The following is a 16,118-nucleotide window of genomic DNA, read 5'->3' as shown; positions in this document are numbered from 1 at the left end:
TGCGCGTGAGCCAGTTCGTGCACCGGCCGGGAACGCGCAGCCGAGGACACGGCACCCTCTCCCTGCCGTCCCGGCTGAGACTGCCCGGCACTCAGCGGCGCCCGCGCCGCGTCGCGATGCTCAGCGTGCACACCTCCCCGCTCCACCAGCCCGGAACGGGCGACGCGGGCGGCATGAACGTCTACATCGTCGAGCTCGCGAAGCGGCTCGCGGCCATCGACATCGAGGTCGAGATATTCACCCGCTCCACGACCGGCGCGCTCGAGCCCGCCGTCGAACTGGCGCCGGGCGTCCTGGTGCGGCACGTGGACGCCGGACCGTACGAGGGCCTCGCCAAGGAGGAGCTGCCTGCCCAGCTCTGCGCCTTCACCCACGGCGTCCACCAGGCGTGGGCCGGGCACCGTCCGGGCCACTACGACCTGGTGCACACCCACTACTGGCTCTCCGGCCACGTCGGCTGGCTCGCCTCCCAGCGCTGGGGCGTGCCGCTCGTGCACGCCATGCACACCATGGCCAAGGTCAAGAACGCGGCGCTCGCCGCCGGTGACACCCCGGAGCCGGCCGCCCGCGTGATCGGCGAGACGCAGGTCGTACGGGCGGCGGACCGGCTCGTCGCGAACACGTCCGGCGAGGCCGCGGAGCTCATGCAGCACTACGAGGCCGACCCCGACAAGGTTGCCGTGGTGCACCCGGGCGTCAACCTGGACGTCTTCCGCCCCGACCCGGGCGGCATCGCCGCGGGGCGGGCCGCCGCGCGGGCCCGGCTCGGGCTTCCGCAGGACGCCCTGATCCCCCTTTTCGCCGGCCGGATACAGCCGCTGAAGGCCCCGGACGTCCTGCTGCGCGCCGTCGCGGTTCTCCTCGACCAGGACCCGTCACTGCGCACCCGACTGGTGGTCCCGGTGGTCGGCGGGCCGAGCGGCAGCGGGCTGGCCAGGCCCGAGGAGCTGCAGAAGCTGGCGGCCCGGCTGGGGATCACCGACGTCGTGCGATTCCGGCCGCCGGTCGCCCAGGAGCAGCTCGCCGACTGGTACCGGGCTGCGTCGGTGCTGGTCATGCCGTCGTACAACGAGTCGTTCGGCCTGGTCGCCGTCGAGGCGCAGGCGTCCGGGACCCCGGTGGTGGCGGCGGCCGTCGGGGGACTGCCGGTCGCGGTGCGCGACGGGGTCAGCGGCTTCCTCGTCGAGGGGCACGAACCGGCCGATTACGCCCGGGCGCTGCGCCGTTTCGCGGACGACCCCGGGCTCAGCGGACGGATGGGCGCGGCGGCCGCACGGCACGCCGGGTCCTTCGGCTGGGACACCGCGGCTGCGGCGACGGCGGAGGTCTACACGTCCGCGATGCACGAACGCCGTCGTCTACGCTCGCTGCATGGCTGAGGTCGAGGCACGCGAGATCGTCGAACAGACGCTGGACGACGCCGAGCTGACGTGGGAGAGCCCGGAGCCGGGCGTCTACGTCGTCACGCTTCCGGGCACGAGGAAGCTCTCCACCACCTGCTCGCTGCGGGTCGGACGGCACTCGCTGTCGGTCAACGCCTTCGTCATCCGGCATCCCGACGAGAACCAGGCGGCCGTCCACCGCTGGCTGCTGGAGCGCAACACCCGCTTGTACGGGGTGAGTTACGCGATCGACGGTCACGGTGACGTGTACCTGGCCGGCAAGCTGCCGCTGTCGGCCGTCACGCCCGAGGAGCTGGACCGGCTGCTGGGGACCGTGCTGGAGAACGCGGACGGCAGCTTCAACACCCTGCTGGAGCTGGGTTTCGCCTCGGCGATCCGCCGGGAGTACTCCTGGCGGACCTCGCGCGGGGAGTCGACCCGCAACCTGGAGGCATTCACGCACCTGACCCGGGACGCGGCTGCCGGCCCCGGCGGCGCGGAGCCCGCGGGCGGCGGCCGGGACGACGCCGCAGCGGGTCACTGACCGGGCCGGGCGCAGGTCCCGCTCGACCGTGCCCGTCCGGCACCCGGTACGGCCGGTCGGGCCCCGGGCCGGTCGTTTACGCTCAGGGGCATGGCCGACGCACCGTACAAGCTGATTCTCCTCCGCCACGGCGAGAGCGAGTGGAACGCGAAGAACCTGTTCACCGGCTGGGTGGACGTCAACCTCAACGAGAAGGGCGAGAAGGAGGCAGTCCGCGGCGGTGAGCTGCTCAAGGACACCGGCCTGCTCCCCGACGTCGTGCACACCTCGCTCCAGAAGCGCGCCATCCGCACCGCGCAGCTCGCTCTCGAGGCGGCCGACCGGCACTGGATCCCCGTGCACCGCTCGTGGCGGCTCAACGAGCGCCACTACGGCGCGCTCCAGGGCAAGGACAAGGCCCAGACCCTCGCCGAGTTCGGCGAAGAGCAGTTCATGCTGTGGCGCCGCTCGTACGACACCCCGCCGCCGCCGCTCGAAGACGGCGCCGAGTACTCGCAGAGCGATGACCCGCGCTACGCCGCCATCCCCAGCGAGCTGCGCCCGCGCACGGAGTGCCTCAAGGACGTCGTCGAGCGCATGCTGCCGTACTGGTACGACGGCATCCTCCCGGACCTGCTGGCCGGCCGGACGGTTCTCGTCGCAGCGCACGGCAACAGCCTGCGGGGCCTGGTGAAGCACCTCGACGGGATCTCCGACGCCGAGATCTCCGGTCTCAACATTCCGACCGGCATCCCGCTCGCCTACGAGCTGGACGCCGACTTCCGTCCGGTGAAGCCCGGCGGCACCTACCTCGACCCGGAGGCCGCGAAGGCCGCCATCGAGGCGGTCAAGAACCAGGGCAAGAAGAAGTAACCGCCCACGAAGGAGCCCCCCACCCGCGGTTGTGTCGCGGTGGGAGGCTTCTTCGTGCCCGTGGTCAGCGGGGTCGGCCCAGCAGCTGTCCTCATGGACCGCACTCGTGACGCCGCTCGCGAGGCCATGGGTGGACGTCAAGATGCCTGCGGCGGGCGTCGCACTGCGCTCGGTGCTGCGCAGCACGGCCGCGCGGCTCGCAGTCCCGTAAATGCCCGCGCGCTCGTCGGCTGCCGTCCGCCCTCGAGCGGGTCCGTGAGTCGGGCCGGAGGAACCGAACGGTCTCATACTGGAACCGACGGATTTCCGATCCCAGCTGACGGAGAGCGTTGGAGGTGGCCCGGTGGACGCCCAGAGCAGCGGAGACGCCGGACTGACCCTCGATGCGGGTGGAGCCTTCACCGTCGGCGGTCTTGGTGCCGTGCTGATAGAAGGGCTGCTCTCCCAGTCGTTGGTCGACCTGGTGGTCCTCGACACGGACCTCCGGATCGTGCAGGCCGAGCTACGCGTGCCGGGACCGGTGAAACTGTCCGCCGAGGCCATCGTCGGGTACCGCTTCACCGAGGTGATGGAGTTCACGGACCCGGCGAGGGAGGTCACCGTCAGTCGTGCTGTCCTGACCAGCGGCACCCCAGCCCTGGACCGTCTGGTGGGCGTCTACGTGGCAGGCGAACTGCGCATACACTCCGTCAGCATCTTCCGCCTCGAAGACCCGGGCGGCAGGGTGATCGGACTCGCACGGACGAGAGTGGACGTCACGGAGCGCGAGAAGGCTCGGGACAGACTCGCTCTCCTGTCCACGGTGCGGGAACGCGTCGGACGGACGCTCGACATCGCCACCACCTGCCAGGAACTGGTCGACACCGTCACCCTCCGCACCACTGAACTGACCGGTGCGCCGGAAGTCGTGGGTTCTCAGACGGTCCGTTTCGCCGACATCGCCGGGGTGGAGCTCGTGGAGGGTGTGGTGCGCGGCGACGACCCTCCGATCGCGCCCGTTGATCCGCACGTCGCACTGCGCCATGTCGCCTCCGTGGGCTCCACGGCATACATGGAGGCTCATCCGCTGTGCGAAGTACGCGCGCTTCCCGGAGAGACGTCCTACGGGCTGGTTCTCTCCGACCGCGAAGCGCGACTGCTGACGCTGACGCCGGACGCGCTGTGGAGCACGGAGACCCGTGCCTCGACCGAGGCGCTCATCGCGGACCAGGCCCACAGTCTGATCCTCGCGCCGCTGAGCGTGCACGGGGCCGTGCTGGGCCTGCTCTACTTCTGCCGACGCGGCGGCGCCGAACCGTTTGACGACGAGGACGTGGTCCTCGCCTCCGAGATGGCCGCCCACGTCGCTCTGTGCATTGACAACGCGCGCCGATACACCCGCGAGCGCGTCGTGGCCACGACCATGCAGCGCCGCGCGCTCCCACGAGAGCCCGTGGCGCAGACCGCGGTGGCGACCGCCTACCTCAATCTGCCCGGCCGGCGGGCCGGCTACTGGTTCGACACCATCGCCCTGCCCGGCGCACGCATCGCACTGGTCGTCGGAGATGTGGCCGGGAAGGGTGTCCAGGCCGCGACGGCCATGGGACAGCTGCGCACCGTCGTCCAGACGCTCGCCGCACTGGACCTGGATCCCGAGGAACTCATGGAACGTCTGGATGACACCGTCACGTACCTGGATCAGGAACGGGCCGCCCTTCCGCACTCCGATCCGGTGCAACGTGAGGCGCTCAGGGCCTGCTGCGTGTACGCGGTGTTCGACCCCATCGCCGGTACCTGCACGATTTGCCGCGCCGACCACCCCGGCCCCGTGATCGCCCATCCCGACGGCAGGATCGAGTCCCCCGACATCCCCGAAGGGCCGCCTCTGGGGAGCACGGACAAGAGCCAATTCGCCACCTGCACGTTCGAGGCGTCGGAGAACACCGTTTTCGCTCTGCAAACCGGTTCCCTCCTGTCCGACGACGAGATCGCCTGGGGAGTTCTGAGCAGCGAACTGCGTCACCCCGAGCGACCGCTCAGAGACCTTGCCGACGCCATCGTCCACGCCCTGCCGGAACACCACCGGCCCAACGCCGCACTCCTCCTGGCGCGCGCGAGCTCCTTCCCCGAGGATTCCGTCAGGACGTGGGACCTCCCCAGCCGCTTCGAAGCCGCTTCCACCGCCCGCGACCTGGCCCGCGGTCAGCTGGCCGAGTGGGGATTCGGGCCGGAAACCAGTTTTTCCGCGGAGGTGATTGTCGGTGAACTGGTCACCAATGCCGTTCGATACGGCGCGCCACCGGTGCGACTGCGGATCATTCGTGACCGTGGACTCACCTACGAGGTCTACGACAGCAGTAGCGCGGCACCGCATCTCCGCCATGCGGGACCGACGGACGAGGGCGGCCGGGGCCTGTTCATCGTGTCGCAGATGACCGATCAGTGGGGCGCTCGCTTCACGGACCAGGGGAAGATCATCTGGGCCGAACAAGGTCTCGAAGCAAGCGTGTGAAGGGTCCCGTGCGAGACGACAACGGTGGCTGCTGGCTGTCCCGCCCGTGGCGCGACAGCCTCACCGCTCCCGGCACACCCACAAGCACCCGCCGCCCCTCCTTCCCGACCGCGAACCACGGCGGGGTCGAACGCTGCACCGCACCACCACCGCCGCCACACCGCACTCGGCGGCCACCCACCGGCCACCCGCGTGAAGGACGCTCCGGGTCAGTACATCCGGAGAGCTACGGACCAGAGGACGCTGGAAACCTCGTCCGTGCCCCGTCCGGCGGGAAGCCACGGGAGCGGCTGGGTCAAGACGACCGGCCGGGCCCGTGTCGCACGGCCAGCAGGGCCACGTCGTCGTCGTTGTCCGCTGGGCGCACCCGTGTCAGCAACTCGTCGACGAAGGATTCCAGGGGGCGACGCGCCAGGGCCGCGGCGTGCCGGCGCAGACGGTCCAGGCCCTCGTCCAGGGTGTGGCCCGGGGACTCGATCAGGCCGTCGGTGTAGAGGAGCAGGGTTGCCCCGGGCGGCAGTTCCGCCGTTGCGTCGGGCCGGGCCCGCTCGGGTGCCACGCCCAGGAGGATTCCGTGGCCGTCGGTCAGATAGCGGGCCACGCCCTCGCGGGTGACCAGCAGGGGAGGTGGATGGCCCGCGTTGGTCCAGGACAGCTCGCACCGGCCGTCGGCGTTCTCACTCATGCGGGCGAAGATCAGCGTGGCCATGGAGACCTCGGCGATGTCCAGGGCCGCCCGGTCGAGCCATTCCACGACCTTGCTCGGCGGCTTCTGCTGGGACACGGCGTACGCCCGGAGCATGTTGCGCAGCTGTGCCATGCCGGCCGCGGCCTCCAGATCGTGGCCGACGACGTCCCCCACGGCGAGGGCGGTGGCTCCGTCCGTCACGGCGAACGCGTCGTACCAGTCGCCCCCGACGTGCGACGCGTCCGGCGCGGGCAGGTATCGGGCGGTCATGCTGCGGCCGGGCGAGCGCGGGAGCTTCGGCAGCAGATGGCGCTGCATGGTCTCGGCGACCTGGCGCTGGCGCTGGTAGAGGCGGGCGTTCTCCAAAGCGAAGCTGGCGCGTCGGGCAATGTCCTCCAGCAGGGCCGTGTCGGCCGGGACGAACCGATCGGGCTGGTCGGCGCGGCCCAGGGTGAGGGCACCCATCACGTCGTGCAGGCTTCGGAGGGGAACCATGACGGCCGAGTGCATGCCGGTCGCCTCGAACAGGCGGCGCTGCTCCACCGCAATCCCGGAGTCGGGCGGGCCGTGATAGGTCTCGGGGGCGACGACGGAGGACGCGACGCCGCGCAGGGCGCGCGACAGGGGCATCGGGGACTCCTCCGGAACCGGCGGCATGGGCCCCTGGAGGTCCTCCCGGAACATCACCGTGTCGCCCTCGGCATGGGCGACGGCGAAGCGCCGGACTTCGTCCCGCTCGCCGATCAGGTCGATGACGGCCCAGTCGGCGATGCGGGGCACCACGAGGTTGATCAGGCGGCGCAGCGCCTCGTGGATGTCCAGGGTGGAGGTGAGCAGGGTGGTCGTCTCGGCGAGCAGAGCGAGCCGTTCCAGTTCGGAGAGCTGCCCGCCTGCCGGTGACCGCTCCGCGGGGCGCTCGGCGGAGTGGAAGAGGACGAGAGTGGCCGACGGGCGGGTGTCGCAGGAAGTGGCCAGCCATCCCACTGGCAACAGCGTGCCGTCTCCGCGCTCGAACCACTCGTCCGCACCCTGCTGCGTGGGCCCGCCGAGGACGGTCTCGCGCATGCGGCACCGGACCCTCGGCACGGCTTCCCCGCCGCTGGTGCGGTGCAGCAGGTCGTGGGCGTCCCGGCCGACCAGATCGGCAGCGGGGCGGGCCAGGAGTTGCTCGCCGCGCGCGTTGACAGCGACGATCAACCCCTGCTCGTCCACCAGGTAAGCACCCGTGCCGAGAGTGTCGAGAGTCCTGGCAATCGCTTCCTGCGGACCATCCGGGCCCATCACTGCTCCCTCCCGTCACCGGAAAAAACGCCCTGCGTTCCCGGTGCCCCCGGGAACACGGGTGACCCTCGCGGCAAACCGAGCATGACAACCCCGCGCGCTCAGTTTGACCCCTCGAGGAGTTCGTCCAAACCTCCAGGAGCGCACCGCAGGTGCACCGGGCCGGCGGGGAGTCACGGTGAATGTACTACTGCCTCGGCTACCGACCTGCGGGCGGCCGGAGTGTCGAGTGCGGCATCGACCTCCGCCGATCCACCGGAAGGGGCCCGGGCCCGGAGTGCGAACCCCGGGCCCGGGCCTGTGCAATGCCGTCACCCTCCGGCTCGCCCTGGGGTCAGGACTTGACGAGAGTGATCTCCGTGCTCTGGAAGCCGGTGTCGGCGGTCGTCGGGTAGTCGGGGTCGTTCGCCCTTCCGATTCCCCGGAGCGTGGCCGTGCCGGGTTCGAAGGATGCGGTGGGCTCGATGTTGCTGGTGAACGAGACGGCCCAGGGGACCGGGCCTCCGGGTTCGCAGAGGACGACCAGGTCCTCGTACGAGCCGGACGCGGTCGCCTTCTTCTGCGTCTGGTAGGCACTGGCCGTCAGGGTGATCCGGGCCGGCTTGTTGCAGGTCACCGTGCCACCGACGGTGATCTCTCCGGTGCCGGTGTCGACCGCGCCTGCGCTGTGCAGGTTCAGTCCGACGGCGAGCTCCGCCGGAGGCTCGGGCATACGAGCATGGATCTCACCGCGCAGGGCCAGCGTGGAGCCGTTGCAGTACTGCTCGAAGGTGGCGTCGATTTCGCGGATGTAGCCGTAGGGACCGTAGGCCACGTGGGAGATGGTGAAGGAGCCGGTGCTGGTGGTGCACCAGCGGTCGGTCTCGCCGAACTCCAGCTTCGGGTCCTCCGGCCCGGCGTCCGGCCAGCGCGAGGCGTTGGTGTAGGTGGTGCCGGACGTCAGTTCCTGGCCGTAAGGCGCCTCCATGTGCAGGGACCAGCGCTCGCCCTCCGGGGTGGTGACCGTGACGCCGGCTGCGCCCCGGCCGGTCGGCCCCGAGACGTCGAACATCTCGGTCGTCTCGGGGGTGTAGAGGTGGGACTCGCCCCCGGAAACGTACTCGCCGGCGTCGCCGGTGAAGCTGAGCGATCCCGTTATTGCCTCGTGAGCCTGGGCCGTGCCCGCCGACGGGATCACCGCGAGGGCCAGGGCTGCCGTGAGGACGGCCGCGGTGCGGCTCAGGCTGCTGCGTCTTGTCAAGTTCTGCTCCTCCATGGGAAAGCGGTCCGTCGCGGGGACGGTCTGGTTCGCTCACACGGCTGCCGTGCAGGGCACCCCTCGAATCGGGCTCCACGGGGGGCAACGAGTGATCCCCGGCAGCACACGCAGGAAACTAACAGCAGCTACTGACACCACGTCAGCCGGTATGCCCGGCCCGGCAAGACGATGTGGACGCACGCCGCGCACGCCGGGCCGGCCACACGGAGGCCGCCCGGCGCGAACGCCGGCAGGTCGGACGGCTGTCGACCGTGCCCCCGGTGAGGAGCCGTCGGCGCCCGGAAGGCCGGGGGTGCCCTGGCCGACGGACCGGGCGCCGGATGCGGTCAGGCCGGAGGGCCGGAACGGCCGCGCCGCACGACGACGTTGCCGGTGTGTCCGTGGCGGAGCCGAAGGACTCGAAGAAGACGCCGACGGCCGATCCGGGCAGCCGCCCCCGGCGGCGTCGCGCGGGTCGCTGCCCGCGGCCTGCAGGAAGGCTGCTGCAAGGGCTCGTGCCCGGGGAACGGCTCGCCGAGCAGGTCGACCGTCTGCTCATGCGCGTGCCGGACCTGGCGCGCAGGCTCGGCAACTTCCGGACCGGCCCCCCGGCGGCACCCGGTCGTGGGTGGAGACCGCCTCCCGGCTCCTCGACCACGTCGGAGGCACCCCGGTCGTCCCGCAGACCGTGCCGGCCGAGGAGTACCGGCGGGAGATCCGGTCCGGGCTCGACGCGGCCGGTGCCCCGTCCGCCACCACGTCGCTGCACTCCGGCGACGCGCAGACGCCCCCCGGCCGCATCCAGGGGGCGAGGAATTCGTCCGGCCGCGGCGCGTGCAGCAACTGCCCGTCCACGGCGAGGCTCTGCCGTGGCCGCGGCGCGGGGCGGAGACCGTCGACTCGACCGGGTTGCGCCGCACGACGTCGCACGCCGGGTGGATCGGCCGCCACGGCCGCGTTCGCCCAGGCGGTACCGGGGCCGAAGGGCTGAGCCCCGGCCCCGGTGAACCTCGATCCCGCGTCCGGCGGCCCTACACGTCCTCGATGGCGGTGGCGGCCGGAGTGAGCTCGTCCGCGTGCTCGCCGGTGACCAGGAAGACGACGCGCTTCGCCACCGACACCGCGTGGTCCGCGAACCGCTCGTAGTAGCGGCCCAGCAGCGTCACGTCCACAGCCGTCTCGATGCCGTGCTTCCAGCGGTCGTCCATCAGGTGCTGGAAGAGCGTGCGGTGCAGCCGGTCCATCTCGTCGTCGTCCTGCTCCAGCTGGAGTGCCAGGTCGACGTCCTTGGTGATGATGACCTCTGCCGCCTTGGCCATCAGCCGCTGAGCGAGCTGCCCCATCTCCAGGATGGTGGCGTGCAGGTCGCCCGGCACGGCCGTGTCCGGGAAGCGGAGCCGCGCGAGCTTCCCGACGTGCTGCGCCAGGTCGCCCGAGCGCTCCAGGTCGGCGCTCATGCGCAGGCTGGTGACGACGATCCGCAGATCGGTGGCGACCGGCTGCTGGCGGGCGAGCAGGGCGATCGCACGGGCCTCCAGGTCGTGCTGGAGGTCGTCCACCTTCTCGTCGCCGGCGATGACGCTCTCGGCGAGCTTGAGGTCCGCGTCGAGGATCGCCGTGGTGGCCCGGCCGATCGCGGAGCCGACGAGACGGGCCATCTCGACCAGTCCGTCGCCGATCGAGTCCAGCTCCTCGTGGTATGCGTCCCGCATCGAATTCCTTCCCTCGGTCCTGCGCCGCCCCTGCAAGGGGCTCGGGGCGGTTACCCCCACGTTGCCACGCTCCAGGGGTGACGCGTCCGGACACGAGCGCCGGGGTGAACCGGCACCGACCCCACGGTGAATTCTGGGCAACGTCTCCTGCGGGAGTCCCTTCCGAGGCTGCGGCAGGGCCTCACCAGCGGCTTAGTGTGGACGCATGGACGTGAACGCCGCGGTCGCCGCGGTGGCTGCACTGGCCGGTCTGTGCACCGGTGTGATCGCCATGCTCGCGTTCCGCTGGAGCGAGCGCGAGCAGGCCAGCACCGTCCGCAGTCCGCTGTACACGGAGTCGGTGCTGCCGCCCGGAGTCGACACCGTGCTGTCCGTCCTGCGGTCCTCCGCCGTGGTGCTCGACGAGGGCGACACCGTGGTCAAGGCCAGCTCGGCCGCGTACGCGCTGGGCCTGGTGCGCGGCGGAAAGCTGACCGTCGAGCCGATGCTCAAGATGGCCCGTGACACCCGCCGCGACGGCGAGATACGCCAGGTTGAGCTCGACCTGCCGCGCCGCGGTTCGGGCCGCGGCGACGCCCTCGCCGTCTCCGCCCGCGTCGCCCCGCTCGGCTCCCGTCTGGTGCTGCTGCTGGTCGAGGACCTCACCGAGGCCCGGCGCATCGAAGCGGTGCGGCGCGACTTCGTGGCGAACGTGAGCCATGAGCTGAAGACCCCGGTGGGCGCGCTGTCGCTGCTGTCCGAGGCCGTGATGGATGCGGCCGAGGACCCGGAGGCGGTCAACCGGTTCGCCGGCCGCATGCAGATCGAGGCAACCCGGCTGACCAGCCTCGTCCAGGAGCTCATCGACCTCTCCCGGGTGCAGAACGACGACCCGCTCGAGGACGCCGAGCCCGTCTCCGTGGACGCCCTCGTCGACGAGGCGATGGAGCGTTGCCGCCATCAGGCCGGCACGAAGAACATCACGATGGCCACCGGCGGGCCCGACGGGCTCAAGGTCTGGGGCAACCGCAGCCAGCTGGCAGCCGCCCTCGGCAATCTGATGGAGAACGCGGTCAACTACAGCCCGGCCCACACGCGCGTCGGCATAGCCGCCCGGCGGGTGAGCGCCCCGTCCGGGCATCTCATCGAGATCGCGGTCACCGACCAGGGCATCGGCATCTCCGACAAGGACAAGGACCGGATCTTCGAGCGCTTCTACCGCGTAGATCCGGCCCGCTCACGTGCCACGGGCGGCACGGGTCTGGGGCTCGCGATCGTCAAGCACGTCGTCGCCTCGCACGGTGGCGAGGTCCTCGTCTGGAGCGCGGAGGGCCAGGGCTCGACGTTCACCCTGCGCCTGCCCGAGGTGGGCCGGGAGCGTCCCCGCGAGGCCACCGAGCGGCCCGGCCGGGCCCTGATCGACCCGGACGACTTCGACGAGGACGACGACGGCGAGGGCTTCGACGCCCCGGACGATCCCGGCGAGTCGCAGTCGCCGCCCCCCGACTCCCCTTCCGCCCGCGGCCACCGGCACGGGGCAGAACATCCCGGCCACCGGTCCGGGGGAGAACAACTACAAGACCGACGCCAATCCCAGGACGCGCTCAGCGCACCTGATTCCGCCCCGGAGGTCCTTCCGTGACCCGAGTGCTCGTCGTCGAGGACGAGGAATCGTTCAGCGACGCACTGTCGTACATGCTTCGCAAGGAGGGCTTCGAGGTCGCCGTCGCGACCACCGGCCCCGAGGCACTGGACGAGTTCGAGCGCAACGGCGCCGACCTGGTGCTGCTCGACCTCATGCTCCCCGGCCTGCCCGGCACCGAGGTGTGCCGTCAGCTGCGCGGCCGTTCCAACGTTCCCGTGATCATGGTGACCGCCAAGGACAGCGAGATCGACAAGGTCGTCGGCCTGGAGATCGGCGCGGACGACTACGTGACCAAGCCCTTCTCCTCGCGTGAGCTCGTCGCCCGGATACGGGCCGTGCTGCGCCGCCACGGTGAGTCCGAGGAGGTCGAGGCGGCCTCCCTGGAGGCCGGTCCGGTGCGCATGGACGTGGAGCGGCACGTCGTCACCGTCGCCGGCGAGAAGGTCGACCTGCCGCTCAAGGAGTTCGACCTGCTCGAGATGCTGCTGCGCAACGCGGGCCGGGTGCTGACCCGGATGCAGCTGATCGACCGGGTGTGGGGCGCGGACTACGTGGGCGACACCAAGACGCTCGACGTCCACGTGAAGCGCCTGCGCGCCAAGATCGAACCGGACCCCGGGGCTCCGCGCTACCTGGTGACGGTCCGCGGCCTGGGTTACAAGTTCGAGCCGTAGACGACGCGACGCCGCACGGGCAGTCGCCGGCCCCGCGCAGCGGGACGAGACGACCGAGGGTCCCGGAGCGATGTGCTCCGGGACCCTCGTCACGTCCTGGACGGGCTCAGTGGCCCGCGTGCTCCCCGGCGGTGGCGGAGGCGCCGTCCGTCCCGGCCCCGGAACCGGCGGCACCGGCGGTCGAGGTGGCCTCGCCGGAGGCGCTCTCCGACGCCGACGGGCTCGCCGAGCCGGTGGGCAGCGTGGACACCGAGGGGCTGGGCTCCGAGCTGGGCCCGAACTCGGTGAAGTAGCCGCGGTTGGGCTGCACGAAGCCGGTGATCCGGACCTCGCCCGTCCGGTTGAATGCGAAGACGATCCGCTGCGCGTCGCCGTCGCGGCCCGCTTCGCCGCGTCCGTTCTCGATGACGGCCGAGGCGTTGCCCTTGCCGCCGAGGATCAGCGTGCCGTGTGCGGGGACGGTCAGCGGGCCGCTGCCCTTGGCCGGGGCGAGCTTCACCTCGGCGCTGGTGCGGGGCAGGGTCACGGACTCGAGGGTCTGAGCCCTGTTCCCGTTGTTGAAGATCTTGGCCGTGACGACGGCCGGGCCCTCGGCATCGTCGGGCTGCGTGATCACGTTGGCGTTCTGGATCTTGATGTCGCCGACGGACGTCTCGGCGTTGTCGGGCCGGATCCCGTTCGTGGCCGCGCTGTTGCCGGCGGCGCAAGCGGTGAGCGAGAGGAGCGAGAACACCAGGGCGGAGGCGGCGAGGGCGCCGCGTCGAAGGCTGCAGCTCACGGCGGCGGCATCTCCTAGGACGAACTACGGCGGCCGATCGCCGGGTCGGGCGCGGCCGCGGACGGACTGCGGAGGCGGCCGTAGAGCCGCTATGGATGTGTCAGCGGCCTCAGGTTATCGAGCCGTGGTGGGGGCCGCGCACCCGACCCGCCCCCGAGGGCGACCGGCCGGCCCCACCGCTCCTGCGTGATCTCGGGAAAGGCCTCCGACGTGCGAGGCAGCGCGTTTAGCAGGAGCGATTCCGAACTGCGGTCGAATTTGATCGACATCCGGGTCGTCTTCCCGCCGTCCCATTCATGAAACGTGTTCTTGCCGGTACCGCAGAAGCCCCGAACGGAGCAGCCGAAGTCCTCCGCTCGGAGTCCGGCAAAACGGGATGTTCGGCACCTCCTGTGGGGCCGTCCGGGCTGGTTCCGGCGTTGTTTCGCCGCGCCCGCAGAGCCGCTCCGACCTGCGAAGACCGCTCCCGGAGGGGTGTGCACAGCACGTCACGGCGGCTGTTGTCAAGCCCCGAGATGCGCCCTGACCTGCGAAAACGTCATTCAGAACGGTCTCGTCCCGTGTTACTCTGGATAGCCACGGAAGGGGTACCTGTCACATGACGTTCAAGGTTGGCGACACCGTGGTTTATCCCCATCACGGGGCCGCGCTGATCGAGGCCATCGAAACTCGGCAGATCAAAGGCGTGGACAAAACCTACTTGGTGCTGAAGGTCGCTCAGGGTGATCTGACGGTGCGCGTGCCCGCGGACAATGCGGAGTTCGTCGGCGTTCGCGATGTGGTCGGCCAGGACGGGCTGGACCGGGTCTTCGAGGTGCTGCGTGCGCCGTACGCCGAAGAGCCGACCAACTGGTCCCGACGCTACAAGGCAAATCTCGAGAAGCTCGCCTCCGGTGACGTGATCAAGGTCGCCGAAGTCGTGCGCGACCTCTGGCGCCGGGAGCGCGAACGCGGTCTCTCCGCCGGGGAGAAGCGCATGCTCGCCAAGGCGCGCCAGATTCTCGTCAGCGAGCTCGCTCTCGCGGAGAACACCAACGAGGACAAGGCCGAGGCCCTGCTCGACGAGGTTCTCGCGTCCTGACGCATCCCTGCCGTGGTGCCCGGGTGATGACGGAAGTCACCGCCGGGTGCTGCGGCACGTATGCGTCCTGCTTTCGATGATTCCCCGGCCCGGTCCGGGTGAGGTCCCGTCCCGTGTGGGGGCGTACGTGGTCACGGCCCCCACAGCCCGGGCCCGGTGGCCGGATACCTGCCTTTCGGTCGGCGTCCCACGGCGGCCCGGCCCCTGCGCCGCCCCGTTCGACGGTGCGCAGCCAGAAGGCCGGACCCACTGGGTACGCTGCGTCCGTCGTCGTGCCCGGCGAGGAGCCGCCCGACCGGTTATCACGGAAGGGACCGGTCGAGCGCCGTGCCCGGCACGCTGAGCAAATACCCATGTCGGTCGAGCAAGCAAACCTGAACGCGGAAGCGATGTCCCACACAGAACCGTCCGTCCCGCCGCGGATCCCCGCACGCATCGCCGCCGTGATCCCCGCAGCCGGCCGGGGCCTGCGGCTCGGTCCCGGCGCGCCCAAAGCCCTGCGTTCCCTCAACGGCACGCCGATGCTCGTGCATGCCGTGCGCGCCATGGCCCGTTCCCGGGCCGTTTCGCTGGTCGTGGTGGTGGCTCCCCCGGAGGGCGCCGCAGAGGTGCGCACGCTGCTCGACGGACACGCGCTCGCCGCGCGGGGCACCACCGAGGTGATCGTCGTCCCCGGCGGCGAGACCCGGCAGGAGTCGGTCCGTCTCGGCCTCGCCGCACTGCCCGGCGATGTCACGGGCGTCCTCGTGCACGACGCCGCGCGCCCGCTGGTGCCGGTCGACACGGTGGACGCGGTGGCGGCGGCCGTACGGGACGGCGCCCCGGCGGTCGTCCCGGCCCTGCCCGTGTCGGACACCGTCAAGGAAGTCGGCCCGAGCGCCGACGGCGGTCCCGAGCCGGTCGTCGCCACCCTGGAGCGGGCCCGGCTGCGCGCCGTGCAGACGCCGCAGGGATTCGACCGCGGCACGCTGCTCGAGGCGCACGAGAAGGTGGCCCTCGAGGGGGAGGGGGCGACCGACGACGCGGGCATGGTGGAACGCCTCGGCGTGGAGGTCGTCGTCGTCCCGGGCCACGAGGAGGCTTTCAAGGTGACCCGGCCGCTGGACCTTGTCCTGGCCGAGGCCGTGCTCGCCCGCAGGAGGGCCAACGATGGTTTCTGAGACGGCCGTAGGCCACGGGGTGGGCGCCGCGCTGCTCCCGCTCGTCGGCGTCGGGACTGATGTGCACGCCTTCGAGCGCGGTCGCGATCTGTGGTGCGCGGGCCTGCTGTGGGAGGGCGCGGAGTACGGGCTGGCCGGTCACTCGGACGGGGACGTCGCCGCGCACGCCGCTTGCGACGCCCTGTTCTCCGCCGCGGGACTCGGCGACCTCGGCGCGCACTTCGGCACCGACCGTCCAGAGTGGGCGGGCGCCTCGGGCGTCGCGCTGCTGGGTGAGGCCGCCCGGATCGTGCGGGACGCCGGATTCCGGATCGGCAACGTGGCGATCCAGGTCGTCGGAGTGCGGCCCAAGATCGGCAAGCGGCGCGCGGAGGCGCAGAAGGCGCTCTCGGACGCGGTCGGCGCTCCCGTCTCGGTCTCCGGCACCACGACGGACGGCCTCGGGCTGACCGGTCGCGCGGAGGGCCTCGCCGCGATCGCAACGGCCCTGGTGGTGCCGGCCGGCCCCGGGGCACAGGGCCACGGCGGCGCCTGAACACGGTGGCGTACGACCCCGGCGCCGCGGCGCCGGGAAGCCGCCCGTACCCGGCCGGTGTCACGTTTCCGTGTCCCTG

General features: G+C 71.3%; 13 protein-coding genes. 9 read left to right on the top strand and 4 right to left on the bottom strand.

Annotation, left to right across the window (positions count from 1 at the left end):
* The first annotated feature begins 5 nt into the window (after nt 1–5).
* From mshA to M1E25_RS07940, 4 genes are all read left to right on the top strand, one after another.
* The gene (gene mshA, locus M1E25_RS07955; protein ID WP_372500539.1) at nt 6–1,379 is read left to right on the top strand and encodes a D-inositol-3-phosphate glycosyltransferase; all 1,374 of its coding nucleotides are present in this window, start codon (nt 6–8) and stop codon (nt 1,377–1,379) included.
* Nucleotides 1,372–1,926: a type III secretion system chaperone family protein gene (locus tag M1E25_RS07950; RefSeq protein ID WP_251411859.1), complete on the top strand. Its 555-nt coding sequence runs from the start codon at nt 1,372–1,374 to the stop codon at nt 1,924–1,926. The genes mshA and M1E25_RS07950 overlap by 8 nt, the downstream gene beginning before the upstream one ends.
* Before the next feature lie 90 nt (nt 1,927–2,016).
* The gene (locus M1E25_RS07945; protein ID WP_251411856.1) at nt 2,017–2,778 is read left to right on the top strand and encodes a phosphoglyceromutase; all 762 of its coding nucleotides are present in this window, start codon (nt 2,017–2,019) and stop codon (nt 2,776–2,778) included.
* Between the two features lie 343 nt (nt 2,779–3,121).
* Nucleotides 3,122–5,269, top strand: a complete 2,148-nt coding sequence (locus tag M1E25_RS07940) for a SpoIIE family protein phosphatase (protein WP_251411853.1) — start codon at nt 3,122–3,124, stop codon at nt 5,267–5,269.
* 295 nt (nt 5,270–5,564) lie between these two features.
* Here the strand turns inward: M1E25_RS07940 and M1E25_RS07935 are convergent, their stop codons facing one another.
* The 3 genes from M1E25_RS07935 to phoU all read right to left on the bottom strand — a co-directional run bounded on the left by M1E25_RS07935 (nt 5,565) and on the right by phoU (nt 10,187).
* Nucleotides 5,565–7,238, bottom strand: coding sequence for a SpoIIE family protein phosphatase (locus M1E25_RS07935; RefSeq protein WP_251411850.1), 1,674 nt, complete (start codon nt 7,236–7,238; stop codon nt 5,565–5,567).
* Between the two features lie 334 nt (nt 7,239–7,572).
* A complete protein-coding gene (locus tag M1E25_RS07930) occupies nt 7,573–8,478 on the bottom strand; it encodes a hypothetical protein (RefSeq protein WP_251411847.1) in 906 nt (301 codons plus the stop codon).
* 1,028 nt (nt 8,479–9,506) lie between these two features.
* Nucleotides 9,507–10,187, bottom strand: coding sequence for a phosphate signaling complex protein PhoU (gene phoU, locus M1E25_RS07925; RefSeq protein WP_251411806.1), 681 nt, complete (start codon nt 10,185–10,187; stop codon nt 9,507–9,509).
* Between the two features lie 205 nt (nt 10,188–10,392).
* Between phoU and M1E25_RS07920 the strand changes: the two genes are divergently transcribed.
* On the top strand, nt 10,393–11,808 hold the full coding sequence (locus tag M1E25_RS07920) for a sensor histidine kinase (RefSeq protein ID WP_251411803.1): 1,416 nt from the start codon (nt 10,393–10,395) through the stop codon (nt 11,806–11,808).
* Nucleotides 11,805–12,485, top strand: a complete 681-nt coding sequence (gene phoP / locus M1E25_RS07915) for a two-component system response regulator PhoP (protein WP_251411800.1) — start codon at nt 11,805–11,807, stop codon at nt 12,483–12,485. The genes M1E25_RS07920 and phoP overlap by 4 nt, the downstream gene beginning before the upstream one ends.
* 106 nt (nt 12,486–12,591) lie before the next feature.
* On the opposite strand, the gene M1E25_RS07910 is transcribed toward phoP, so the two are convergent.
* Nucleotides 12,592–13,263 (bottom strand): DUF461 domain-containing protein, encoded by a 672-nt coding sequence (locus M1E25_RS07910; RefSeq protein WP_251411797.1) that lies wholly within the window; start codon nt 13,261–13,263, stop codon nt 12,592–12,594.
* Nucleotides 13,264–13,861: 598 nt separating this feature from the next.
* On the opposite strand from M1E25_RS07910, the gene M1E25_RS07905 reads away from it, so the two are divergent.
* The 3 genes from M1E25_RS07905 (at nt 13,862) to ispF (ending at nt 16,039) form a co-directional block, all read left to right on the top strand.
* Entirely contained in the window at nt 13,862–14,344 is a 483-nt protein-coding gene (locus M1E25_RS07905) for a CarD family transcriptional regulator (RefSeq protein ID WP_003953493.1), read from the top strand.
* A gap of 389 nt (nt 14,345–14,733) precedes the next feature.
* The gene (gene ispD, locus M1E25_RS07900) at nt 14,734–15,504 is read left to right on the top strand and encodes a 2-C-methyl-D-erythritol 4-phosphate cytidylyltransferase (RefSeq protein ID WP_251411794.1); all 771 of its coding nucleotides are present in this window, start codon (nt 14,734–14,736) and stop codon (nt 15,502–15,504) included.
* Complete coding sequence (ispF, locus tag M1E25_RS07895) at nt 15,494–16,039, top strand: 2-C-methyl-D-erythritol 2,4-cyclodiphosphate synthase (RefSeq protein ID WP_251411791.1); 546 nt, start codon at nt 15,494–15,496, stop codon at nt 16,037–16,039. The genes ispD and ispF overlap by 11 nt, the downstream gene beginning before the upstream one ends.
* Nucleotides 16,040–16,118: the final 79 nt, after the last annotated feature.

The organism is Streptomyces meridianus, assembly GCF_023703325.1.
GTDB lineage: Bacteria > Actinomycetota > Actinomycetes > Streptomycetales > Streptomycetaceae > Streptomyces > Streptomyces meridianus.
Note: the sequence above shows the minus strand (reverse complement) of the source record. Positions and strands in the feature narration are given on the sequence as shown.

Bases quoted from the DNA above. Each gene is read 5' to 3' on its own strand.
- M1E25_RS07920 (WP_251411803.1), top strand. From the start codon at position 10,393: ATGGACGTGAACGCCGCGGTCGCCGCGGTGGCTGCACTGGCCGGTCTG.
- phoU (WP_251411806.1), bottom strand. From the start codon at position 10,187: ATGCGGGACGCATACCACGAGGAGCTGGACTCGATCGGCGACGGACTG.
- M1E25_RS07935 (WP_251411850.1), bottom strand. From the start codon at position 7,238: ATGGGCCCGGATGGTCCGCAGGAAGCGATTGCCAGGACTCTCGACACT.
- M1E25_RS07905 (WP_003953493.1), top strand. From the start codon at position 13,862: ATGACGTTCAAGGTTGGCGACACCGTGGTTTATCCCCATCACGGGGCC.
- M1E25_RS07950 (WP_251411859.1), top strand. From the start codon at position 1,372: ATGGCTGAGGTCGAGGCACGCGAGATCGTCGAACAGACGCTGGACGAC.
- ispF (WP_251411791.1), top strand. From the start codon at position 15,494: ATGGTTTCTGAGACGGCCGTAGGCCACGGGGTGGGCGCCGCGCTGCTC.
- ispD (WP_251411794.1), top strand. From the start codon at position 14,734: ATGTCCCACACAGAACCGTCCGTCCCGCCGCGGATCCCCGCACGCATC.
- M1E25_RS07945 (WP_251411856.1), top strand. From the start codon at position 2,017: ATGGCCGACGCACCGTACAAGCTGATTCTCCTCCGCCACGGCGAGAGC.